The organism is Psychromonas marina (assembly GCF_030161115.1).
Taxonomy (GTDB): Bacteria; Pseudomonadota; Gammaproteobacteria; order Enterobacterales; family Psychromonadaceae; genus Psychromonas; species Psychromonas marina.
In genome coordinates this window covers 125,767-148,093 of sequence record NZ_BSPQ01000002.1, presented here as the reverse complement: position 1 = coordinate 148,093, position 22,327 = coordinate 125,767, and the positions used below count along the sequence as shown (strand labels likewise).

The 22,327-nt window shown below is 38.6% G+C and carries 24 protein-coding genes; 7 read left to right on the top strand and 17 right to left on the bottom strand.

The annotated features are described in order from the left end of the window. Nucleotides 1-106 precede the first annotated feature (106 nt). The 3 genes from QQK09_RS04765 (at nt 107) to QQK09_RS04755 (ending at nt 3,289) form a co-directional block, all read left to right on the top strand. Nucleotides 107-634: a cytochrome b gene (locus QQK09_RS04765; RefSeq protein WP_284202983.1), complete on the top strand. Its 528-nt coding sequence runs from the start codon at nt 107-109 to the stop codon at nt 632-634. A gap of 16 nt (nt 635-650) precedes the next feature. After that, a complete protein-coding gene (locus tag QQK09_RS04760; RefSeq protein ID WP_284202982.1) occupies nt 651-1,220 on the top strand; it encodes a YceI family protein in 570 nt (189 codons plus the stop codon). Between the two features lie 146 nt (nt 1,221-1,366). Next, entirely contained in the window at nt 1,367-3,289 is a 1,923-nt protein-coding gene (locus QQK09_RS04755; protein ID WP_284202981.1) for a methyl-accepting chemotaxis protein, read from the top strand. Nucleotides 3,290-3,419: 130 nt separating this feature from the next. Here the strand turns inward: QQK09_RS04755 and QQK09_RS04750 are convergent, their stop codons facing one another. The 3 genes from QQK09_RS04750 to QQK09_RS04740 all read right to left on the bottom strand — a co-directional run bounded on the left by QQK09_RS04750 (nt 3,420) and on the right by QQK09_RS04740 (nt 6,109). Then, a complete protein-coding gene (locus tag QQK09_RS04750) occupies nt 3,420-3,794 on the bottom strand; it encodes a DUF2799 domain-containing protein (protein ID WP_284202980.1) in 375 nt (124 codons plus the stop codon). Nucleotides 3,795-4,004: 210 nt separating this feature from the next. Then, a complete protein-coding gene (locus QQK09_RS04745) occupies nt 4,005-5,069 on the bottom strand; it encodes an endonuclease/exonuclease/phosphatase family protein (protein ID WP_284202979.1) in 1,065 nt (354 codons plus the stop codon). A gap of 20 nt (nt 5,070-5,089) precedes the next feature. Further along, nucleotides 5,090-6,109 (bottom strand): PLP-dependent cysteine synthase family protein, encoded by a 1,020-nt coding sequence (locus tag QQK09_RS04740; protein WP_284202978.1) that lies wholly within the window; start codon nt 6,107-6,109, stop codon nt 5,090-5,092. A gap of 142 nt (nt 6,110-6,251) precedes the next feature. Here QQK09_RS04740 and QQK09_RS04735 point away from each other — a divergent pair, with 142 nt between their 5' ends. Continuing rightward, complete coding sequence (locus QQK09_RS04735) at nt 6,252-6,704, top strand: Lrp/AsnC family transcriptional regulator (RefSeq protein ID WP_284202977.1); 453 nt, start codon at nt 6,252-6,254, stop codon at nt 6,702-6,704. A gap of 52 nt (nt 6,705-6,756) precedes the next feature. Here QQK09_RS04735 and QQK09_RS04730 read toward each other — a convergent pair whose 3' ends face one another. From QQK09_RS04730 to coaE, 4 genes are read right to left on the bottom strand one after another with little or no spacing between them, the layout of a single operon-like run. Next, on the bottom strand, nt 6,757-7,101 hold the full coding sequence (locus tag QQK09_RS04730; RefSeq protein WP_284202976.1) for a HopJ type III effector protein: 345 nt from the start codon (nt 7,099-7,101) through the stop codon (nt 6,757-6,759). A 44-nt stretch (nt 7,102-7,145) separates the two neighbouring features. After that, a complete protein-coding gene (gene yacG / locus QQK09_RS04725) occupies nt 7,146-7,334 on the bottom strand; it encodes a DNA gyrase inhibitor YacG (RefSeq protein WP_284202975.1) in 189 nt (62 codons plus the stop codon). A gap of 16 nt (nt 7,335-7,350) precedes the next feature. Further along, nucleotides 7,351-8,091 carry a cell division protein ZapD gene (zapD, locus tag QQK09_RS04720; protein WP_284202974.1) on the bottom strand — a complete coding sequence of 247 codons (741 nt, stop codon included), beginning with the start codon at nt 8,089-8,091 and terminating at the stop codon, nt 7,351-7,353. A 27-nt stretch (nt 8,092-8,118) separates the two neighbouring features. After that, a complete protein-coding gene (gene coaE / locus QQK09_RS04715) occupies nt 8,119-8,712 on the bottom strand; it encodes a dephospho-CoA kinase (protein ID WP_284202973.1) in 594 nt (197 codons plus the stop codon). A 105-nt stretch (nt 8,713-8,817) separates the two neighbouring features. On the opposite strand from coaE, the gene nadC reads away from it, so the two are divergent. Next, on the top strand, nt 8,818-9,669 hold the full coding sequence (gene nadC / locus QQK09_RS04710; RefSeq protein ID WP_284202972.1) for a carboxylating nicotinate-nucleotide diphosphorylase: 852 nt from the start codon (nt 8,818-8,820) through the stop codon (nt 9,667-9,669). Nucleotides 9,670-9,732: 63 nt separating this feature from the next. Continuing rightward, nucleotides 9,733-10,560 carry a DNA ligase gene (locus tag QQK09_RS04705; protein WP_284202971.1) on the top strand — a complete coding sequence of 276 codons (828 nt, stop codon included), beginning with the start codon at nt 9,733-9,735 and terminating at the stop codon, nt 10,558-10,560. A gap of 6 nt (nt 10,561-10,566) precedes the next feature. On the opposite strand, the gene QQK09_RS04700 is transcribed toward QQK09_RS04705, so the two are convergent. The 4 genes from QQK09_RS04700 to QQK09_RS04685 form a co-directional block, all read right to left on the bottom strand. After that, nucleotides 10,567-10,848, bottom strand: a complete 282-nt coding sequence (locus QQK09_RS04700) for a hypothetical protein (RefSeq protein ID WP_284202970.1) — start codon at nt 10,846-10,848, stop codon at nt 10,567-10,569. 36 nt (nt 10,849-10,884) lie between these two features. Continuing rightward, nucleotides 10,885-11,265 (bottom strand): 8-oxo-dGTP diphosphatase MutT, encoded by a 381-nt coding sequence (gene mutT / locus QQK09_RS04695; RefSeq protein WP_284202969.1) that lies wholly within the window; start codon nt 11,263-11,265, stop codon nt 10,885-10,887. Between the two features lie 86 nt (nt 11,266-11,351). After that, complete coding sequence (gene secA, locus QQK09_RS04690) at nt 11,352-14,072, bottom strand: preprotein translocase subunit SecA (protein ID WP_284202968.1); 2,721 nt, start codon at nt 14,070-14,072, stop codon at nt 11,352-11,354. Between the two features lie 40 nt (nt 14,073-14,112). Beyond that, nucleotides 14,113-15,036 (bottom strand): M23 family metallopeptidase, encoded by a 924-nt coding sequence (locus QQK09_RS04685; RefSeq protein WP_284202967.1) that lies wholly within the window; start codon nt 15,034-15,036, stop codon nt 14,113-14,115. Between the two features lie 29 nt (nt 15,037-15,065). On the opposite strand from QQK09_RS04685, the gene QQK09_RS04680 reads away from it, so the two are divergent. After that, the gene (locus tag QQK09_RS04680; protein ID WP_284202966.1) at nt 15,066-15,518 is read left to right on the top strand and encodes a DciA family protein; all 453 of its coding nucleotides are present in this window, start codon (nt 15,066-15,068) and stop codon (nt 15,516-15,518) included. A gap of 66 nt (nt 15,519-15,584) precedes the next feature. Here the strand turns inward: QQK09_RS04680 and lpxC are convergent, their stop codons facing one another. The 6 genes from lpxC to murC all read right to left on the bottom strand — a co-directional run bounded on the left by lpxC (nt 15,585) and on the right by murC (nt 22,238). Next, complete coding sequence (gene lpxC, locus QQK09_RS04675; protein WP_284202965.1) at nt 15,585-16,511, bottom strand: UDP-3-O-acyl-N-acetylglucosamine deacetylase; 927 nt, start codon at nt 16,509-16,511, stop codon at nt 15,585-15,587. A 96-nt stretch (nt 16,512-16,607) separates the two neighbouring features. Next, complete coding sequence (gene ftsZ, locus QQK09_RS04670; RefSeq protein ID WP_284202964.1) at nt 16,608-17,801, bottom strand: cell division protein FtsZ; 1,194 nt, start codon at nt 17,799-17,801, stop codon at nt 16,608-16,610. Nucleotides 17,802-17,831: 30 nt separating this feature from the next. After that, a complete protein-coding gene (ftsA, locus tag QQK09_RS04665; protein ID WP_284202963.1) occupies nt 17,832-19,076 on the bottom strand; it encodes a cell division protein FtsA in 1,245 nt (414 codons plus the stop codon). Between the two features lie 24 nt (nt 19,077-19,100). Continuing rightward, nucleotides 19,101-19,847, bottom strand: a complete 747-nt coding sequence (locus QQK09_RS04660) for a cell division protein FtsQ/DivIB (RefSeq protein WP_284202962.1) — start codon at nt 19,845-19,847, stop codon at nt 19,101-19,103. 10 nt (nt 19,848-19,857) lie between these two features. After that, a complete protein-coding gene (locus tag QQK09_RS04655) occupies nt 19,858-20,778 on the bottom strand; it encodes a D-alanine--D-alanine ligase (RefSeq protein ID WP_284202961.1) in 921 nt (306 codons plus the stop codon). Beyond that, entirely contained in the window at nt 20,778-22,238 is a 1,461-nt protein-coding gene (gene murC / locus QQK09_RS04650) for a UDP-N-acetylmuramate--L-alanine ligase (RefSeq protein WP_284202960.1), read from the bottom strand. Before murC ends, QQK09_RS04655 begins: the two co-directional genes overlap by 1 nt. Nucleotides 22,239-22,327 lie beyond the last annotated feature (89 nt).

The window sequence follows — 22,327 nt, the reverse complement described above, 5'->3', positions numbered from 1 at the left end:
ATCAAATTTTTTGAACAAAACATTCTCCATCTATCTGTTTGATTTTAAATTCATTTGATTACAATACGTTAACTCAATTAACAATATTAAAACAAAGGAACTGTGAATGTCTCAACCTACCTCACAATATAATACTATTGCAAAAGTACTACATTGGCTCTCTGCACTAGCTATTTTCTCACTGTTTGCACTTGGTTATTGGATGGTAGAACTAACCTACTACAGTGAATGGTACAAGGTTGCTCCTTACTGGCATAAATCCATAGGATTAACACTATTTGCATTGACGATATTTCGCGTCATTTGGAAATTTTTCAATAAAGCACCTCAAATAGAGGGGGCGGCATGGGAAAAAAATGGTGCTAAAGTAGCCCATGCACTACTCTATATTTTACTCTTTGCAACATTCATTTCGGGCTATCTAATATCAACAGCCGATGGTCGAGGTATTGAGGTATTTAATTTATTTACTCTCCCAGGCTTAGGTTCAATCATAGAAAACCAAGAAGACATTGCGGGAGATGTTCACTTTTATCTCACTTATACCTTAATTGGATTAGCACTTTTACATGCAGCAGCGGCACTTAAGCACCACTTTATCAACAAAGACAATACTCTTAAAAAAATGATCTAACAGACAAGGAAGCAATATGAAAAAATTATTACTCGTTACCACATTAGCGTCAACATTGTTATTACCAACATTAGCCAATGCGGCTGATTATAAAATTGATACTAAAGGTGCACATGCCTCAGTAAACTTTAAAGTAAGTCACTTAGGTTATAGCTTTATTCAAGGTCGATTTAATACTTTCTCTGGTGATTTTAGCTTTGATGCCAACGATGTAGAGGCGTCGAAAGTTTCTGTATCGATCGATACAACAAGTTTAGATTCAAATCATGCAGAACGAGACAAGCACATTAGAAGTGACGATTTTATCAATGCAAGTAAATTTTCAACCTCTACTTTTGTTAGTAATAAAGTGGTTAAAAATGCAGATGGTAGTTTAGCGATCAGTGGTGATTTAACACTACATGGTGTGACAAAAAATATTACCTTAGACACTCAATTTATTGGTGAAGGTTCTGATCCATGGGGTGGCTATCGTGTTGGTTTCGAAGCGACAACACGCCTTGAACTGAAAGATTTTGGTATTAAGGTAATGGGCGCATCAAGCTATGTAGATATGAATCTACAAGTAGAAGGCATCAAACAGTAAAAAATCATATCGGTACGTAAAGTTAACCTTAACGTGCCGATAATAAATTTTTAATAATAAAGTAAGTTATACTCTTCTTTTTAACACCTCATATCCTACATATTTTTGCTCGTTATTATTCAATATGAACAGGAGAATTTGATGCCATGAAGCTGTTACACTTATTTTCAATTAAACAAAAACTCACCATAATATTTTTATTTCTCTTAACTGCCGTGAGTTATCTTGCGATTAGTACCATTCAGAATACGCAGCAGCATAATAAAAACATTATTCAGATCGACGTCGTACAACAACAGAGAGTAGTAGTAAAAAACTACCTGAGCCTGTTTTTATTAAACAGTCAACAAACTATCATGAGTGGTGAAGAGGCGGATAAAAGTGAGCTCAAACAGAGTCAATTTATTTTTAATAAAAACTCAAAAGCACTACTTACAGGTGGGGAAGCTTATCGAGAACTAGAGACGGACAACAGTATCAATCTGGATCCTATTATGGATTTGGAAGCTAGAGATGCTATTCAAATCAGTCAAAAACTGTGGGTGGAATTACAAATTGCATTGCAAACATTACATACCGATTCAGCAACAATTGAACAACTTTCGATTGTCCATCATCTAGCGGACAGTTTACATAAAACACTCACTGAAATAATCAATACACTGTCTAAGGACAGTTTGCACGAGGCAGAAAAAAACCGCCTCATTCTACAAATCAGTTGGTTCGTTATCGTTCTCATGGGGTCTATTTTTTCCTGGCTTATTGCAAAAAACATTACTAACCCCCTAAATAATGCAGCGCAAGCAGCCTCTCGTATGCGTTTAGGCGACTTACAATCTTATCCAGATCAGAACAATCATCGTGATGAACTAGGTACACTGATTTATGAAGCCGATGAAATGCGCCATACATTAGGTAAACTTATTTTAGAAATTCAGCAACATAATAAACAGATAGTTTACTCTTCTGCGCACTTAAGCGAACTCTTTGCAGATATGAAAAAAACACATCTGCTTCAACATAACCAGCATGAAAAATTAGAAATGCAGAGCAACAGATTACAACAAAAAAATCACGAATACAGCCAGTTACTTGCTCTGCACCAACAATCTAATCAACTAAAGAAACAGTTCATCGATAGTGCTACTAAAAGTATTCAGGTCGCAATAACAGATCTAAAAAGTACGCATAATAGCCATACGGTCTGTATCGACAATATGAACAACTTACAAAAAACAGCCGAACAGCTATATCTTTTATTGTCCAACTTAGAACAGGTAACCCTTGAAACAGAAGGCTTAGCCTCAAAAAACACAACTGACATGATTAAACAAATGTCACCGTTACTGACACTATTAAAAGAGCAGGTTAATTACCTACCAATACCGCTTCATCAAGCAGAGATGCAAGTTACTAATTTACAACTACAGTTAAGTTCATCAACCCAATTGCTTGCATCACTAAACACGACAGATAGCAAAATACAGGAAACAAGTATCGACCTCGAGGCACATAACAAACAACAGGGGTTACAGATCAATATACTAAGTAAAGCGCTAGACAATGCTTTACAACTGTTAAAAGAGACGAATACTAAAATAGTGACAAACCAACTGTTTGCCCAGGATTTACATACAACAGCAATGCAGCTTGATAAGTTAACAGCTGATTTTAAAACCGACAAAAAAGTGAAAAGAGCACGCAGGGGCAATGATAAACGACTCCACCCGCGGATTAACAACCAGTTGGAAATTTCATTACAACAGCAAGATAAAGTATTACACGGATTAACACAGGATATCAGCTTGTCGGGATTACAAATGAAGTCATTACAGCCCATACAGTTTGATCATACTGAACCAGTGAATTTTTCAATTATTCTCCCGAATAACAGTATTCAAATGGAGTATATAACCATTACTTTACTTGCTGATATTGTTCATTATAAGCAACAACAGCATAATTTTTTATATCGTCTTAGCTTCCATTCTTTGGACTTAAAAGACCAAGCAAAAATACAACAGATATTTGATTATTTTGATAAAAGCTCAGAGTTTAAGATGAAGTGATGCCGTCGATGATATTAATCATATTATCAAACAGCAGAAATAATTTAATGGGGCATATAAGGGAGATAACGTTAGTCGCTAGATCAGTAGCGATCCGGTTAACTCCTTACAATAAAAATAATAAAAAGACTTATCCTCTTGCACTGCCACGAGTTGAAGTTAGCCAGTCATGATAGAAAAAACCACCATTAGGAAAACGATCACAGGCATTCATATATGGTTTACCTAGTATCGCCAATCGATGTGCATTTTTGGGTTCACAATAAATAATGACTGCGGCTAAATAACTCTCTTGGTACTGTTTATAATCTACAGCCCCGCCATTAAATTTATCACTGACTACCTGTAATTGTTGTTGAGACTTTTCAGGTAAGCCTTCACTACCATCATACCTTCCTACTGCTTGCCAGTCACTGCTCGCTATATAACCTTGTGATTCATAAGAGACTGATGAACAAGAAATTAAAAAAAACGTAAGGGGTAAAATAAGATAAAATTTCAGCATAAAAGCCACCACTTGATTAAGGTTAAAGAAAATATAGTTTTAGGAAAATGAGTAAAACACCACTCAACTTCCTTTCTATGCGTTTATAAAATTGTAGCTAGATAATAATGAAATGTAACACTATCAATTTACGCCTATTTTACGAACAATTCAAAGTAGCCCTGAAATTATTTACAATACAACACATTAAAGAACATTATTATTGGTAAGTTAACTACGCAGTTGCAGTGTAACTAACACAATCCCATGATCAGTACTTTCACCATCTCGATCAAATATCGGATTAATTAGATGGCGATCATAAGTATCATAATCAGTCACTGAAAATACACTTTTATTGTATTTGGCATCAAACTCACAAGAAACTAATATATGATCTAATACCGAGCTTGATTCACCAAAATAATGGGTTGGTTGACGTGACTGCCCTTGATAAAAATCACTTTCAGTGAACAGACTCCAAACATCCTGTAAGCAATATTTTTCTAAAAACTTATCTTTATCCACCTTAGAAACAAAGCGCAGGTTGTTGGTTAACAATTGACTTAAAACGCCATCATTTAAATTGTTATTAAAATCGCCCATCAATAACATTGGCTTTTGTGTTTCTACTTTACGCTTTATCATCTCAACCATCAGCAACGTAGCCTCACTTCCTCGTTGAATGGTTGAAGCCCAGCCTCCCGCCACATTTGCTTTGAGGGATTCGATAATATTTTCTTCACCTGTGAGATGTTCGTCTTCGGTATGTTCCAAACGCGCCCGTTTAGATTTAAAATGAACAACATAACAATCGCACTCACCAATATGAGGAAGGTCTACGGTGGCACGCAATATTTCTCGACTAAAGACAAAGTCATCAGCAAGCCCTATTTCAGTCGCTAATGCAGCGTCTTGTGTAACCGCAACCGCATCGGTGATCGGGTAGCGAGAAGCAAGTGCAACCACAGGAGAACTACAGATAAAGTCATCAACAACAGTACATTCATCAATAACTGAAAAATAGTCATAACCACACTCTTTGACTAAGGCTTGCAATGAAGCGGGGCTAAATACCTCTTGAAAACCAATTACATCAGGCTGGCACTGCGCTAAATAATCACGGATCCAGCGTTGCTTTTTCTGCCATTGTTGCTCGCTGTATATACGTTCAAATTCATAACAAGCAAAAGGCGGCTCAAGGTAGTTAAGCAGATTAAAGGTTGCAATTTTTAATCTGCTATTAGGAATTTCTAATGAGGTTGTTGTAGCGTTAGGCGTTATTGTTGATATCAATGCGCTGATCTTCTTTAGGCTTATGTGATATGCAGTTTAACCCACTCAGGCGAATAATAACTATTTAAATAACGATCACCTCGGTCACAAAGTAGCGTCACAATTGCACCCTGCTCGCCTTTTTCCTGCATCTCTCTCGCAAGTTGCAATACCCCAACCATATTAGTACCAGTACTTGGCCCCACTTTTCTCCCTAATACCGTTTCTAGCCATAACATGGTGTTAATAGATTCAATATCAGCAACTTTTATCATTTTATCAACCAATGAAGCAATAAATGATGGCTCTACCCGTGGACGCCCAATCCCCTCGATTCGGCTGCAGCTATCTGAAACTAACGATTTATCACCGTTTATAAAATAGTCATGAAATACTGAGTTTTCAGGATCAACAACTACTAACTTACAACTGAGCTGGTTATAACGAATATAACGCCCGATAGTAGCACTTGTGCCCCCAGTCCCCGCACTAACAACGATATACCTGGGGACAGGATGTGCTTCAAGTTCCATCTGCTTAAAAATAGAATCGGCAATATTATTATTCCCACGCCAATCCGTTGCGCGCTCAGCATAAGTAAACTGATCCATATAATAGCCATTTAGCTGTTTTGCAAGCACCTCTGACTGTTCATATATCATCTCTGTTGATTCGACTAGATGACACTGCCCACCATAATTCTCTATTAAGGTTAACTTCTCTTGGCTGGTATTTTTTGCCATCACAGCAATAAACTTAAGTCCTAACAAGCGTGCAAAATAAGCCTCCGATATGGCAGTACTACCAGAGGAAGCTTCAATAATAGTTGTCTCTTGATTGATATTGCCATTACACAGTGCATACAGAAACAGTGAACGTGCTAAACGGTGCTTAAGGCTGCCCGTTGGGTGTGTACTTTCATCTTTTAGATAAATATCAATGCTGGGAAACTCATTAAGTTCAAGCTTAATTAAGTGTGTATCGGCACTACGTTGATAGTCTGCTTGGATCAAAGCAATTGCATTATTAACCCATTGGCGGTCGTGACTCAAATTATTCATCAGTTATTCCTTATTACGTTGAACTCAGTATAAAGAACAATCAGCAGAACTTTCCTCCCATTTTACTGCAAACAATGACAATAAAAGAAAAACAACCCGCTATAATAAGGTTATATAGAAAATAAACCCTAATGAGGTCAAAGTGGATAAAATAGACAAGCAAATTTTAAGACTATTACAGCAAGATTGCTCTCTGTCACTACAACAGATTGCCGAGTCTCTTCACCTCACCACTACCCCCTGTTGGAACCGAGTAAAACGTTTAGAGAATGAAGGGGTTATTAAAAAGCGGGTTGCCTTACTCGATACTGAGAAAGCGGGCTTAGAGTTGATTGCGTTTGTACAGATTAAAACGCAACAACATTCTGAAACTTGGTTTGAAGACTTCGTTTTACAGGTAAAGGGGTTTTCCCAGGTGATGGAGTTTTATCGTATGGCGGGGGAGTACGATTACATGATGAAAGTATTAGTGAAGGATATGCGTAGCTATGACACCTTCTATAAAACCTTGGTTAATAATGTCAGTGGTCTAAGTGATGTCACTTCCAGCTTTGCGATGCAGCAGCTAAAATATACGACTGAGCTACCTTTATGAAAAGGTGCTGGATAAAGAAGCGCAAAACAACCGTTCTGCGCTGAATATTACTTTATTTAGCAGTTAATGCTGGCGCACTAAAATTAATCGCATCCCAACCATTAGCCATAAACTGACGAATGTTTTGATGGTCGTTACCGTCAGGATTTTTTAAAACGTCTTCACGGTAGTAATCACCAAAACAAGCAAGAGTTTGTGCAGCGGAAAGATTTTGCTGTAAAGCAAAGGCAAACAGTTTACATGATCCTGAGTTTTCTCCAGCTCCATTTTGTTGCTGACCATTTGAAAATTCTGTTTCAGTGAACAGATAATTTGCTTCGATCACCGCCATCGTATCAGTGAATTCAACGCTCTCAGGCGCAGTGTTTAGTTTGTCTAAAAATGTTGTTATCAACATATTATTTCCTTGATTAAAAAATACTGTAGCGCTAAATTTTATGCTTAGTCGAAATAGATAGTTTTATTTTGAGGTAGGTTCTCTGCAGTAACAGTTTCACCTTTAATGCGTTTTTCTTCATCAGCCCACTCACCTAAATCAATAAGTTGGCAACGCTTACAACAAAATGGTCGATGTAGGCTCTCTTTACACCATTCAACCTCTTTTTTACAAGTTGGACAATTTACTTTCATTCTTTACTCTCTTTTTCTAACAACAAATCTGTTTAAATTCTATATTTTCAGCTAAATGATGCTCAATATCACTGCTCATAAAACGCACCGAATAGCGATCTTTATGTCCGCTAATCATCGGATAAACCGCTAACGATTTTTCAAATTCAATGCTGACAAAACAGCTATTTTCTACTTCGCCCTGAAAAAAACCATTAACTGCTGTTTGCTTTGATACCACACCTTGCGAGCGCTTAATTTTCAGGTACAAGATTAATGCTTTTTGTAACGCGTCAAAATGAGTAAGCCAGATCGCTGCATCCTTTTGTTGTTTCTCTTGCCCTTCAGCAAGCCAAAAATGGTACTGCGGAAGATCGAAATTACAACAGCCACTCGGAATAGAAAAGCGTTGCTTAAGTGAGGTTAAGAAGCGATTGGTTTTAAAGTAGCGCAGCTGTTTTGGCATCAATAAAACCGCAGTGATTAATTCATCGATCTCTAATAACAGTTGAGAAACGGCCTCATGATCCACTTGATCATGGTTCAGCCATAATTTCATCTGTGTCGACAATAAACGTAAGTCTTTAATTAAGTCATGACGAATATCGCAACGCTCACTCAGCTCTAAGAGCTCAAACAGTGCTTTAAAGAAAACCGTTGTATCACTTTCATGATTAAATTTTTTGCTTTTAACAATTTGTAAAAAAAGAAATTCAAAGCGCAGGTAACTACGCATTTTTTCATTCAACGGATATTCAAAAGTGATCATATTAGTCATGTTAATCTCATTACACCAAGTTACTGCCTATTGTAACGCCCGAAGTTGTTTATCTAAAGCAATTACCGATTTTTCTAGCTGTAGTAATGAAATTGTACTATTTTCGATGACAAAGTTGGCTTTTTGTAAACGCAGCTGACGTTCAATTTGGCTATTAATGATCGCTTTGATCTGTTCAATACTATTATTATCTCGTGCACTGGCGCGTTTAACTTGCACTTGTTCATCAATATCGACCACCACCACGTAATCACAATATGTTTCAAGCTTATTTTCAAATAATAACGGCGCTTCTAAAATAACGTAATCTCCCTTGGCATCTGCAAGTTGCGTTAACATCTGCTCGCGAATAAGAGGATGAAGTAATTTATTTAACCAATTTTTCTTTTCTGGATCAGCAAAAATAATTTCACGTAATTTAGGTCGATTTAATTCCCCCTCGATAAGTATATCAGGACCAAAGTAATCATGGATTTTCTTCAAAGCCATCTGGCCTTTGGCAACTACCTGCCGTGCCACAACATCGGCATCAATAACACTCACATTTAATGCTTTGAATAAGCCTGAAACAGTTGATTTACCACTACCAATGCCACCTGTTAAACCGATCACAACACTCATTTTAACTCCTTCAACTATACTGTTTAACCATTTTATAAGAGTTGTGTCATTAAATCTTAACTTCATGCTAAAATTAGTTTTTTATTGTTGCTTGGAAAGAAAGTCATGGTTGAAGAAGAAATTTCACAAAGCGTTAAATTAGCGCTTCATGAAGATTTAAATGGTTTATCAGCTGCAGAGGGGGATATTACCGCTAATTTAATCCCTGAAGATAAACAAGCGAAAGCGATCGTTATTACACGCGAAGATGCAGTTTTTTGTGGACAAGCATGGACCCAAGAGGTCTTTCGTCAGCTTGGTAATAGCATTACTATTACTTGGCATGTTAAAGATGGTGACTTTGTCAAAGCAAATACCACATTGTTTACCCTTGAAGGTTGCGCACGAACACTGCTCACAGGTGAGCGCAGTGCATTAAACTTCATTCAGACACTTTCAGGTATTGCGACACGAGTTAAACAATACTTGGATTTAATCAGTGAAACGAACTGTAAATTGCTCGATACACGCAAAACGCTACCTGGTTTACGAAATGCGTCTAAATATGCGGTATTGTGTGGCGGTGGCTTTAATCACCGTATCGGTTTATACGATGCTTATCTGATCAAAGAAAACCATATTTTAGCATGTGGTGGCATCAAGCAAGCGATTGAAATGGCGAATAAACAGCACCCTGAACGTTGGGTTGAAGTTGAAGTGGAAAGCATTGATGAACTAAAACAAGCGCTCGATGCGGGTGCACAGCGCGTCATGCTCGACAACTTCACAGTACCAATGATGGAACAAGCCGTCGCAATTAATCGTAGCAATGTGCATACTGCTGATTTAGAAGTATCGGGCAATGTAACTACTAGTACGATTTTGAGTTATGCATGCACAGGCGTAGATTATATCTCTGTTGGTGCACTCACAAAACATGTTAACGCTGTTGATCTTTCAATGCGTTTTGTTGATTAACAAAAGTACATTGCACAATGGCTAAAACTTCCTAGACTGATTAAATCACTAGGGAGTTTTTTTATGCCATTTTTACTACTATTCATATTATTTATTGCCCCTCTCGCACACTCAACCCCACCACCCATTCAACTTGCCAGTAAATTTCATGATGATATCAATATTGAGCATTATTGGGTCAGTGAAAAACTCGATGGTGTACGAGGATATTGGGATGGGAAACAACTTATCTCTAAACAGGGTAATCCATTTGCAGCCCCCCCTTGGTTCACCAAGGATTTTCCCGAACAACCGCTTGATGGTGAATTATGGATAAGTCGAAGTGCCTTTGAAGAGGTTTCTGGTATTACTCGTACCCAGCAAGGTGGTAGCAATGCATGGAAAAAGGTCTCTTTTATGATTTTTGACCTGCCAAGCTCCACAGAAAAATTTACGCAACGAGTGATAAAAATGCAAAAATTAGTGGCCGATACACCCTCTCCCTACTTAAAAATGATTCCACAACAAAAAATAGCAACGCATCAAGCGCTGCAAAAAAAACTCGATGAAGTTATTGCAGGCGGCGGTGAGGGACTCATGCTGCATCATATCAATGCTTACTATCAGGTAAAGCGCAGCCTAGATTTAATGAAACTAAAGCGTTATGATGATGCAGAAGCCGTTGTGCTAGAACACCTTGCCGGCAAAGGTAAGCACTATGGTCGAATGGGGGCGCTAGTGGTAAAAACAACGGAAGGCATCGTCTTTAAAATAGGCACAGGTTTTAGTAATGCTGAACGTGAAAATCCACCAAATATTGGTGACACTATAACTTATCAATATATTGGAAAAACTAAAAATGGTGTACCACGTTTTGCCAGTTATTTACGAATTAGGTATAAATTAGAATAGTAGTAATTAACGTCGTAGCTTACTTTTAATCAATAACTCTAAAATAATATGACAGGCATGATTAAACTGTTCACCCGAATTAGGGTGACTTTCAAGCGTGCTTAATTGCTCAAAATAGAGTTTATATTCAGCAATAAGTTCATTAGCAAGGTCGCCGATTACACCGGCAGAGAAACAAACATCTCTAATTAATGGCTCAATAGCAGCAAAGCTGTCGATATCTTCACAATCGCTACTTTCTAAACTTGGTTTAGCAATATAATCGCAAAAGTTAATAATATTACTCATAATTTCTCCTAGCTACCCATCCTCAGTGCTTATAGCTTATAGCTTAGCAATAACGCTAAGATTCGCTTCAGGAAATGCATACTCTGCTAATTGTGATTTACTAACCCATTTTAGTGGTTGTCCCTCTTTGCCTGACGCTTCGCCAGTAAAATCCTCAACTAGATAAAAGTACAAATTCAATTGTTTATCACCATAGTCAAAAAAAAGCTTTTCAAACAACTGATATTGCGAGGCTGTTAAGCCAACCTCTTCATATAACTCACGGCACATCGCCTGTTCAGGAGTTTCATCAATTTCGATCTTACCACCCGGAAACTCCCACTTTCCGCCTTGGTGGCTTGCATCTGGTCGCAGCGTAATAAGAAAATGATGCTGTGCATTTTTTATAATTGCAATGCTGATATCAATGACTTTCATAAAACCTTCTTTGCTTACGTTAATTTAGAAAAATAAAACAAAAAAAATGGCTCATTAAGAGCCATTTTTGTTATTACAGCAGTAAATTAAACTGATAATTTACCGTGACATTGTTTGTATTTTTTACCAGACCCACAAGGGCAAGGCTCATTACGACCCACTTTACGTTCTTCACGTTTGAACGGATCAGAACCTTCTTCAGACTCATCTTGCTCGCCATTTGATGCGCTAGCATGTTTCATCTCAAGTTTTGCTTTTTCATCAGCAAGACGACGCTGTTCTGCAATCGCTTCTACTTCTTCTTTGCTTTGTACTTGTACTTTCGAAAGAATTGTAACCACATCATGTTTTAGCGTATCTAGCATCGCGAGGAACATTTCAAAAGACTCACGTTTGTATTCCTGTTTCGGATCTTTTTGCGCGTAGCCACGTAAGTGAATGCCTTGGCGTAGATGATCCATCGATGCCAAATGTTCTTTCCATAATGTATCAATCGTTTGCAGCATTACTGATTTTTCAAAACCAGCGATAATATCTTGACCAACTTGCTCTTTTTTAGCTGCGTAGACTTCCTTCGCATGTACTAAGATATTCTCTCGAATCGTCTCTTCTTGTAAATTAGCTTCATCAACTAACCACTGTTGAACTGGCAATTCAATTAAGAAATCAGATTTAAGCTTACGCTCTAATCCCTCTAAGTCCCATTGTTCAGTCAGTGATTGCTGCGGGACATATTGGTCAACACAATCATTGAATACGTCATCCCAAATACCATCGATTGTTTCAGTGATCTCTTCACTGTCCATCACACCATTTCGTTGTTGGTAAACAACTTTACGCTGATCATTTGCAACATCATCAAAATCAAGTAACGACTTACGCATATCAAAGTTACGCCCTTCAACTTTACGCTGTGCATTTTCAATCGCACGTGTTACCCATGGATGTTCAATCGCTTCACCATCTTCCATGCCTAATTTTTTCATCATGTTAGACACTTTTTCAGATGCAAAGATACGCATCAAAGAATCTTCCATAGACAGGTAGAAACGACTCTCACCTGCATCACCTTGACGACCGGCACGACCACGTAATTGATTATCGATACGACGAGACTCATGACGCTCAGTACCAATGATGTACAAACCACCTGCTTCAAGCACCATTTTGTGCTCTTCTTGCCATGCCGCTTTTTCTGTTTCTATTTGTGCTTCAGAAAGGTTACCTAATTTATCAAGGCGTGCCTGTAAGTTGCCACCTAATACGATATCGGTACCACGTCCCGCCATGTTCGTAGCGATAGTTACAGAGCCTAGCGCACCAGCTTGGGCGATAATATCTGCTTCTTTTTCATGGAACTTGGCGTTTAATACACTGTGCTTAATTTTAGCTTTAGTCATCAACGTTGATAAAAGCTCAGAGTTTTCGATAGAAACGGTACCAATTAACACCGGTTGACGACGTTCAAGGCGCTCTTGGATATCTTTAACAATCGCTTGATATTTCTCAACTTCAGTTAGATAAACAAGATCACCACCATCAAGTCGTAACATCGGTTTATTGGTTGGAATCACGATCGTTTCTAGGCTGTAAATAGACTGGAACTCAAATGCTTCAGTGTCCGCAGTACCGGTCATACCCGCTAATTTTTCATATAAACGGAAGAAATTTTGGAAAGTAATCGACGCTAGCGTTTGGTTTTCATTTTGAATTTCAACACCTTCTTTTGCTTCAACGGCTTGATGTAGACCTTCTGACCAGCGACGACCTGGCATGGTACGACCCGTATGCTCATCAACAATAACCACTTCACCTTTATCAGTAACGATGTATTCAACGTCTTTTTCAAATAAAGTGTGTGCGCGTAAAGCTGCATTAGCATGATGTAACAAACTGATGCTAGACGCTGAATAGAGTGATTGATTTTCGCCTAACAAACCACGATCTTGAAGAATTTTTTCAACTTTTTCTTGGCCACGTTCAGTCAGTAGTACCTGTTTACTTTTCTCATCAATAGTATAATCACCCTCGCCAATGTACTCTTCAGTATCTTCTTGATCCTGTTTAGTTAACATAGGGATGACGGTATTTAGCTCAGTGTATAACGTTGCATCACCATCCGTTGGGCCCGAGATAATCAATGGTGTACGCGCTTCATCGATTAAAATTGAGTCAACTTCATCGACAATCGCGTAGTGTAATGGGCGCATAACACGTTGTGTCGCTTCAAAAGCCATGTTGTCACGAAGATAATCAAAACCAAACTCATTGTTTGTACCGTAAGTAATATCAGCAGCGTAAGCTTGGCGCTTCTCTTCACCCTGCATACCTGAAAGGTTAATACCTACCGTCAAGCCTAAAAATTCAAATAATTGAGCATTCCACTCAGCATCACGTTTCGCAAGATAATCATTCACAGTAATAACATGAACACCTTTCCCGGTTAAAGCATTCAGATAGGCTGGCAATGTCGCAGTTAATGTTTTACCTTCACCGGTACGCATCTCAGCAATTTTATTTTCATTTAAGATCATGCCACCGATTAATTGCACATCAAAATGACGCATACCAAACACACGCTGTGATGCACTACGTACAACAGCAAATGCTTCAACAAGAATAGAATCAAGACTTTCACCAGCTTCAACGCGCTGTTTAAACTCGGCGGTTTTTGCTTGTAATTCGAGGTCTGAAAGTGCTTCTATCTCAGGTTCCAATTTATTAATTTCATTAACAACCTTACGAAGTTGCTTTAAGTATCGGTCGTTACGACTGCCTATTATTTTTGTTATTAGCTGTGTGATCATTTTACTTTCTCATTATTTTAAAATTAAATTTGTTTTCTGACTAACCCGCAACGCGGTGAATATAATAATCGGGATCTACCTGTCTATCATTTTTTAATACTTCATAATGTATGTGGGGCCCCGTCGAACGTCCAGTACTCCCCATTACAGCAACCTGTTGTCCTTTACTAACTATTTCCCCTACTTTAACCGTTAATTCAATAGCGTGTGCATAACGCGTGGCTAAGCCATTACCATGCTGTATTTCCACCATTAACCCGTAACCACCTCGCTGACCAGCTTCTACGACCACACCTGCAGCAGTTGCAATTAATGGCATACCAGCGGGACCTGCAATATCAACCCCACGATGACTTCTTAATTTACCAGAAAAAGGGTCTTTACGTGTCCCATAAAGTGATGATATCCAAGAACCTTTCCCTTTAACTGGGCGTCCAGAAATATATAGCTCATCAAGCAAATGGCGATTATTAATTGCAATTTCAAGGCGCTGCAGCTGTTTTTCTTTTTTTATCAGATGTTGATCAAGGTTTTCAATATCATTTAATAACACAGAGGATTGAAAACTATCATCCGTTGCAACACTTTCTATTTTACCCGAAGCAGGAAGTGCTTCAAAATCAAATTCCTCTTTCGGTAATGCTGATTTTTCAATGATACGTTCACCAAGCATATTTAATCGCTCAATATTAGCCTCTAGCTCACCCACTTTACTGCTTAGTACCATCAACTTTTGGTCGCTTTGCGCTTTAATCAGCTGCAGGTATTTATCTTTACTAATATCGTTATCATTCAACGCATCGATTTTAAATTGCGCAAGTTGATTTTTATAATAGGATTGAATAAACCACGTGCTTGCGGCAAATAATGTAATAAAAAGAAAAGGGATCAACAGAAACCTGTTTTTTGTGAAGGAAAAAGTATGATCTTGTTCCTCTCTTGAATAGATTACCGTTATACTCATAATTATGAATTCACTATTGAAAGATATAAATGAATAGAAGCCGCCAACCAAAACCGATGGCTCAACTACTTAAAAAGAGTGAGCTGCAATATAACCAACCCCTTTTCACCAAGCTAGACAGTCTACTACAAAGTTTTTTGAAACAACATAATATCGATGGCTGTCGTCTAGGTAATTTACAAAATGGGAGCTTGCTTATAGAAATCCCCAATGCTACTTGGATGGTTCGCTTGCAATTTATGCGTAATGACCTACTAAGCTTACTACGACAAGCTTCACCTGGATTGTTAAAAATTAATATTAAGGTCAATCCACGTTTATCAATTACTAAAAATATCCCTAAAAAGAATAAAAACAGGGTGAAAAAACGTGCAAGTAAGATGCCTTCAGATGTCGCGGATAGCTTTTTAGCGATGGCTGATGATGCCGAACCCGCGCTTAAAAAAGCACTTCAATCTCTTGCTCAATTCTCAAAAAAATAGCGCCAAAAAAAGAACAAAAAAAATCCTGCAAATTTGCAGGATTAAGTTTTAGTATGGTAAGTATTCTCAGAAAGCCAATACAGGTTCGATGTATTGCACTGGTGACTCACTCACAGGTTCTTCAAAAGTAACCATTTCAAATGCTTCTTGATCTGCAAGTAGTGCACATAACAGTTTATTATTTAGTGCATGACCGGTTTTAAACGCTGTTAGGTGACCTAAGATGGTGTAACCAGAAAGGTATAAGTCACCAATAGCATCTAATACTTTATGCTTAACAAACTCATCTTCATAACGAAGACCATCTGGATTTAATACACGGAACTCATCAAGTCCAATTGCATTATCTAAGCTTGCACCTAACGCTAGATTATTTGCTTGAAGTTGTTCAACACCCTTCATAAAACCAAAAGTACGTGCACGGCTGATCTCTTTAACAAATAGATCACCAGAGAACTGCATCTCAATATGTTGGTTTTGACCTTCAAATACAGGGTGATCAAAATCAATTTTAAAATCTAAGCTGAAACCCTTGTTAGAAGGTCGTAACTCAGCAAATTTACCTTCTGCTTCATCTTCAACACGAATTGTTTTTTTAACGCGAATAAATTTTTTCGCTGCGTTAAGCTCTTCAATACCGGCAGATTGTAATAAAAATATAAACGGACTAGCACTACCATCCATAATTGGAATTTCTGGCGCATCAACATCGATAATAATATTATCAATACCAAGACCAGCAAGTGCAGCAGAAAGATGCTCAACCGTCGATATTTTCTGACCGTCATCGTTCACTAGACACGTACATAGTAACGTTTCTTGCACCGCTTGTGCGTGCGCTTTAAACGTCACGACAGGGTTAAGATCGATACGACGATAGACGATACCTGTATTAGCAGGTGCAGGGTGCAACTCAATCGTCACTTTATTCCCAGAATGTAAACCAATACCAGTTGATTTAACACTTTGCTTTAACGTTCTTTGTTTAATCATCGTATCTCCTTTGTACTTATTTTTTGTATATTGGTGATAGTATACCAGTTTGAGATTTACATCACAAACTGAACAAAAATCACACAACCGTTAATGCTAATCTGCTTGCTTACGTAAGAAAGCAGGAATGTCTAAATAACTACCTTCTACCTTTGCAGCTTCAACAACGGGTTCTTCTACAACTTCATCTTCAACTTTTTCTTCAACTGCTTCAGCTACAGTCTCTGTCAACACAGCAGCCTCAGCTTTAACCGTAGGGTTTTTCACTACTGTTAAATCTGATTTACGTTCGCCTAGACCAGTAACAATAACTGTTACGTGTAGGTCAGCTGTATCGATAGTTGGATCAACGGTTACACCAATAATGATTTGCGAGTCTTCAGATGCAAATTCACGCAATGCATCACCCACAGTTTCATATTCATCCCAAGCAAAATCCATTCCCGCAACAATATGTACAAGTACACCACGCGCGTTAGAAAGATCAACATCTTCAAGTAGTGGGCATGAGATAGCTTGTTCAACCGCTTCCTCTGCACGCTCTTCACCAGATGCAATACCAATACCCATCACAGCAGTTGTACCCGCTTCGGTCATCACCGTACGTACATCGGCGAAATCGATATTGATTGTGCTTTCTTCATTATTAATAATGGCAGAGAAACCAGAAACAGCATCATATAAAACACCATTAGCAGCTTCTAAAGCCCCCAAGAAAGTAACACCTTTAGGTAATGATTTCTGTAACTTATCATTTGGGATGATAAGCAGTGAATCAATATGCTCAGAAAGGCGAGAGATGCCCTGGTTTGCATAATTGATGCGTTTTTTACCTTCAAAGAATGACGGTTTAGATACCACACCAATCGTTAAAGCACCCAGTTCTTTTGCCACTTCAGCAACAACAGGTGAAGCACCCGTTCCTGTTCCACCGCCCATGCCTGCTGCGATGAACACAACGTCAGCACCGGTTAGCATTTCACGGATTGTCTCTTTGTCTTCAAGTGCAGATTTATAACCTACTTCAGGGTTTGCACCCGCACCAAGGCCATTCGTAATTGACGCACCAAGTTGCAAGCGAATTGTCGCTTTTGATTTACGCAATGCCTGAGCATCAGTGTTCATAACAATAAACTCAGCGCCCATCAAACCTTGGTCTATCATGTGATTAACAGCGTTACCGCCACCACCACCAACACCAACGACTTTTATTACAGCTTGTTGTTCGTACTCTTCATCAACTATTTCAAACATTTGGTCTTTTTCCACTTTATTTAAATCATCAGACATGATGTGCCTCCATCGGTATTGAGATACCCACTAATATTCTTTTTTTATCCAGCTTTTAACTTTATTTAAAAGTTGGCTAAAGCGATTTTCTTCAAGCTCTTCCTGGCCTTCGCTATATTCATCATTTTTGTAACGTAGTAAACCAAGGGCAGTTGAATAAACAGGAGACGCGATATCATCTGCTAATCCCTTTACATTTTGTGGTATGCCAATACGAACTTGCATACTATCAAAAACTTGTTCTGCCACTTCAACCAATCCTCTGATTTGTGCACTACCACCCGTTATAACAATGCCTGCAGCAAGTTGTTGTTTTAACCCATCGGGATCAGATGCATAACCTAGGGTATACAGTTGTTTCTTGACTAAACCTAATAACTCGCTATAACGAGGCTCAACGACATCAATTAATGTATGTCGCTCTAGGGAACGACTAGCACGCCCTCCCACACTAGGTAGCTCAATCTTTTCATCAGGACTAATGCCATCTTTTGATAGGCTGCCATATTTTATTTTTACTTCTTCAGCAGAAGTTGGCGGTGCACTAAAAGCAATCGCGATATCATTGGTGACTGAATTTCCGGCATAATCCAATACACTGCTATGGCGTAATGCCCCGGCAATATAAACAGAGATATCCATAGTGCCGCTGCCCATGTCAACAACGCAGACACCTAATTCTTTTTCATCTTCACTGAGTATCGCCGCACTTGATGCAACGCCAGAGAAAGTTAATTGATCGACATTTAAATGGCAGCGTTCAACGGCTTTTTCTAAGTTTTTAACTAAATCATTGTGACAAGTGATTAAATGCACATCTGCCTTTAGCTTAATACCAGATAAACCTAACGGGTTATTAATACCACTTTGTGAATCAATTGAGTATTCCTGAGGAATAACATGTAACAAACGTTGATCATCGCGTAATTTAATAGAGCGCGCATTATGAATAACACTTTCAATGTCATAGGGTTTTACTTCGTGTTCATAGATAGCCCATGTACCAGATTCATTTAATGACTCAATATGTGCACCAGAAATGGATAAGCTAACCGAAGAAACCTGACAATCAGCCATATCTTCTGCTATTTTTAATGCTTTTTTGATAGCAATAACAACAGAATCTAGGTCTGTGACCGCTCCTTTATCCACACCTTTTGAATAAGATTCACCGATACCTACAATGTTAATTTGTTCATTCGCAAGCAGCTCGCCAATCAAAACGACAATTTTATGGCTACCAATATCTATACCAACGGTGTAATCATTTTCCATACTCTAGTTATACCTTAACATCATTTAATTAACTGACTGATTGTCGCTCTTCCAGCCTATTGCAAAACCAGTATCATATCGTAGATCGATGTAATCAATCTTGTTTACATCATATTTTTTACCTATTAATGGGTAAACTGCTAAAAACGACTGAACTCTATCCAGCTTTTGCTCTTTTCCTAAACGTAATACAATATCATTTTGTAACGTTAATGAAGTCGCTTGTCTGCGGTCGCTGCTTAATGAAGCGATATCAAACTGATTTACTTTCAACAGTTGGTGCAATTTCATATAAGTAGTTAACACATCACCCGCTTGCTCATCATTACCGTATAGTTCAACATACTCTTGTTTTGCTGATTCTGGTGGTGCGTCCACTATCTCGCCAAAACGATTTAACAATGCTTTGCCATTCCAAACTGCAACAATTGATTGTTCAACAATATGGATTTTCAACGTTTCTGGCCAGCGTTTACGAATTGAAACAGAATATACCCAGGGCATATCCTCTAACTCTTTTTGAATCTGAGCGATTTCAACAGTAAAAAAATTAAGTCTATCTTGTTGCCGAATGAGCACATTACGTACGTCATCAAACTGAACATGGGTATTATCACCCGTTAAAATCAATGCACTTAATGGCACTGATTTTTCATCGGTTAACCAGTCTTTTAAGCTAAAGTAACTCCACTGCAACAGATAAAGTAAGCCGATAAAAAAAAGCGCACTTATTAACCTAGCTACATTTATCTGTTTTAGTTTTTCCCACATAATGCGTTACTTATAAAGTCTGCTTGAGAATTTCTACGACTAATCGCTCAAAACTATAACCAGCCTGTTTCGCAGCCTTTGGTACTAGACTCGTTGGCGTCATGCCAGGCACTGTATTCACTTCTAATAAGTACCAATTGCCCTGTGCATCTTGCATAAAGTCAACACGCCCCCATCCGCTACAACCAATTGCTTCAAATGCTTCGTTAGCAATTTGGTTTAGCGTTGCGAGATTATTTTCTTCTAAGCCGCACGGGCAAAAATACTGTGTTTCTGTTGATTGATACTTAGCTTGATAATCATAAAATTCATTTTTTGTTTGCATGCGAATAGCGGGTAATGTTTTACCATTAAGTAACGCAACCGTATATTCCGGTCCTGTTATCCATGATTCAACGAGCACTTTATTATCAAACTTAAAGGCTTCAATTAATGCACTTTTCAGTTGTTGAGCATTGCTGGCCTTTGCCATACCAATGCTAGAACCCTCATTAATCGGTTTCACCATTACCGTACCAGATAAGTCAGCTATTATAGAGGCACACTCACTTTCATCAAAGCACTCTTTGACAATAACTTGATATTTTGCAGTCGGTAACTGTAAACTTTGCCAAATCTGTTTAGTTTTGGCCTTATCCATTGCAATTGCAGAGCTTAAAACATCACAACCGGTAAAAGGGATGCCTAATGTGGTTAAGAAACCTTGAATCACACCATCTTCGCCACCACGTCCGTGCAGTGCGATGAATACACGCTCAAAACCCTGTTTTTTTAATAACGTAATATCATCAATTTTAGGGTCTACTGCGATCGCATCAATACCTTGGTCGACGAGTGCTTTCAAAACTGCGTTACCAGATGCTAATGACACTTCACGTTCCGCACTGTTACCACCTAATAAAACCGCAACCTTGCCAAAATTAATGCTCATTATTTTTCGCCTACTAATTTCATTTTTTCAATGTCTAACTTTAAATCTGCTAATGTTTTTACCACTGCACCAATGTTTCCTGCGCCTTGGGTTAATACAATATCACCTTCGCCAATAACCTGTGCCAGTGCAGCAGGTAATGCCTCGGGTGACGCAACAAAAATGGGTTCTTTGTCTGTATGTTGACGTATTGTGCGACATAAAGAACGGCTATCTGCTCCGGCGATAGGCGCTTCGCCTGCAGCATAAACATCCAGTAACAAGAGCTGATCGACCTGTCCTAAAACATGCGCAAAGTCTTCATAGAGATCACGAGTTCGCGTATAACGGTGTGGCTGATAAGCCATCACTAAGCGCTTCTCTGGCCAACCTTCACGTACTGCATTAATGGTTGCCTGCACTTCTGTTGGATGATGACCATAATCGTCAACCAACATCGCTTTACCATTACCCGTTTCAAATTCACCATATTGCTCAAAACGACGACCAATGCCTTCGAACTCTGAGAATGCTTGGATAATGGCTTCATCACCAATTTCATCTTCCATAGCAACAGCAATCGCCGCGGCCGCATTTAATGCATTATGTTTACCAGGCAGGTTCAACTGAATTGTAATGTCCTCGCGGTTAACACGATGTACAGTAAATTCGCTGCGATTCATTGACTGTTTAAAACCTGAAATGCGTACATCTGCTTTTTCATGAAAACCATAAGTAACACATTGTCGTGCAAACTGTGGAATCAACTCTTCAACCACTTCATCGTCTAAACAAACCACCGCCGTACCATAAAAGGGTAAGTTTTGGATAAAAGTAACAAAGGTATCTTTTAATATTTCAAAGCTGCCTTGATAGGTATCCATATGATCCGCTTCAATATTAGTGACCACTGAAACCATCGGCTGAAGGTGTAAAAAGGATGCGTCACTCTCATCAGCTTCGGCAATCAGATAACGACTTTGTCCTAATTTTGCATTGGTTCCGGCACTGTTCAAAAGGCCACCAATAACAAAGGTCGGATCTAAGCCTGCTTGACCATAAATACTGGCAATCAAACTTGTTGTGGTGGTTTTACCGTGGGTGCCTGCAACTGCAACACCATGTCGGTAACGCATCAACTCAGCCAACATTTCAGCACGTCGAACAACCGGAATACGTGCTTGTTGTGCTGCTAATAATTCTGGGTTTTCAGGATTGATTGCCGTAGAAACGACGACAACAGAAGCACCATAAATATTTTCTTGTTGGTGACCAATAAAGATTTCTGCACCAATTGAACGTAATCGTTCGACAACTGAGTTTTCAGCTATATCTGAACCCGTTATTTTATAACCTTCATAAGCAAGCACTTCTGCAATACCACCCATACCGGCACCGCCAATACCCACAAAATGAATCTGTTTTACCCTGCGCATTTCAGGAATAATGGTGCGTATTTTTGCAAGTTCAATTTTTTTCATAATTCGTCGGTCACTTATTTTTTTTATTCGTTATTACTCGTTAATACTCGTTAATACAGAGTAATTAGACTCTATTGTTAATAAATAGC

Coding starts and splice junctions, on each gene's coding strand:
- QQK09_RS04740 (WP_284202978.1), bottom strand. CDS start 6,109: ATGAATAATTTGAGTCACGACCGCCAATGGGTTAATAATGCAATTGCT.
- secA (WP_284202968.1), bottom strand. CDS start 14,072: ATGATCACACAGCTAATAACAAAAATAATAGGCAGTCGTAACGACCGA.
- mutT (WP_284202969.1), bottom strand. CDS start 11,265: ATGAAAGTCATTGATATCAGCATTGCAATTATAAAAAATGCACAGCAT.
- QQK09_RS04765 (WP_284202983.1), top strand. CDS start 107: ATGTCTCAACCTACCTCACAATATAATACTATTGCAAAAGTACTACAT.
- QQK09_RS04660 (WP_284202962.1), bottom strand. CDS start 19,847: ATGTGGGAAAAACTAAAACAGATAAATGTAGCTAGGTTAATAAGTGCG.
- nadC (WP_284202972.1), top strand. CDS start 8,818: ATGGTTGAAGAAGAAATTTCACAAAGCGTTAAATTAGCGCTTCATGAA.
- coaE (WP_284202973.1), bottom strand. CDS start 8,712: ATGAGTGTTGTGATCGGTTTAACAGGTGGCATTGGTAGTGGTAAATCA.
- QQK09_RS04705 (WP_284202971.1), top strand. CDS start 9,733: ATGCCATTTTTACTACTATTCATATTATTTATTGCCCCTCTCGCACAC.
- lpxC (WP_284202965.1), bottom strand. CDS start 16,511: ATGATTAAACAAAGAACGTTAAAGCAAAGTGTTAAATCAACTGGTATT.
- ftsA (WP_284202963.1), bottom strand. CDS start 19,076: ATGGAAAATGATTACACCGTTGGTATAGATATTGGTAGCCATAAAATT.
- QQK09_RS04760 (WP_284202982.1), top strand. CDS start 651: ATGAAAAAATTATTACTCGTTACCACATTAGCGTCAACATTGTTATTA.
- QQK09_RS04700 (WP_284202970.1), bottom strand. CDS start 10,848: ATGAGTAATATTATTAACTTTTGCGATTATATTGCTAAACCAAGTTTA.
- QQK09_RS04750 (WP_284202980.1), bottom strand. CDS start 3,794: ATGCTGAAATTTTATCTTATTTTACCCCTTACGTTTTTTTTAATTTCT.
- QQK09_RS04685 (WP_284202967.1), bottom strand. CDS start 15,036: ATGAGTATAACGGTAATCTATTCAAGAGAGGAACAAGATCATACTTTT.
- murC (WP_284202960.1), bottom strand. CDS start 22,238: ATGAAAAAAATTGAACTTGCAAAAATACGCACCATTATTCCTGAAATG.
- zapD (WP_284202974.1), bottom strand. CDS start 8,091: ATGACTAATATGATCACTTTTGAATATCCGTTGAATGAAAAAATGCGT.
- QQK09_RS04680 (WP_284202966.1), top strand. CDS start 15,066: ATGAATAGAAGCCGCCAACCAAAACCGATGGCTCAACTACTTAAAAAG.
- QQK09_RS04755 (WP_284202981.1), top strand. CDS start 1,367: ATGAAGCTGTTACACTTATTTTCAATTAAACAAAAACTCACCATAATA.
- ftsZ (WP_284202964.1), bottom strand. CDS start 17,801: ATGTCTGATGATTTAAATAAAGTGGAAAAAGACCAAATGTTTGAAATA.
- QQK09_RS04730 (WP_284202976.1), bottom strand. CDS start 7,101: ATGTTGATAACAACATTTTTAGACAAACTAAACACTGCGCCTGAGAGC.
- yacG (WP_284202975.1), bottom strand. CDS start 7,334: ATGAAAGTAAATTGTCCAACTTGTAAAAAAGAGGTTGAATGGTGTAAA.
- QQK09_RS04655 (WP_284202961.1), bottom strand. CDS start 20,778: ATGAGCATTAATTTTGGCAAGGTTGCGGTTTTATTAGGTGGTAACAGT.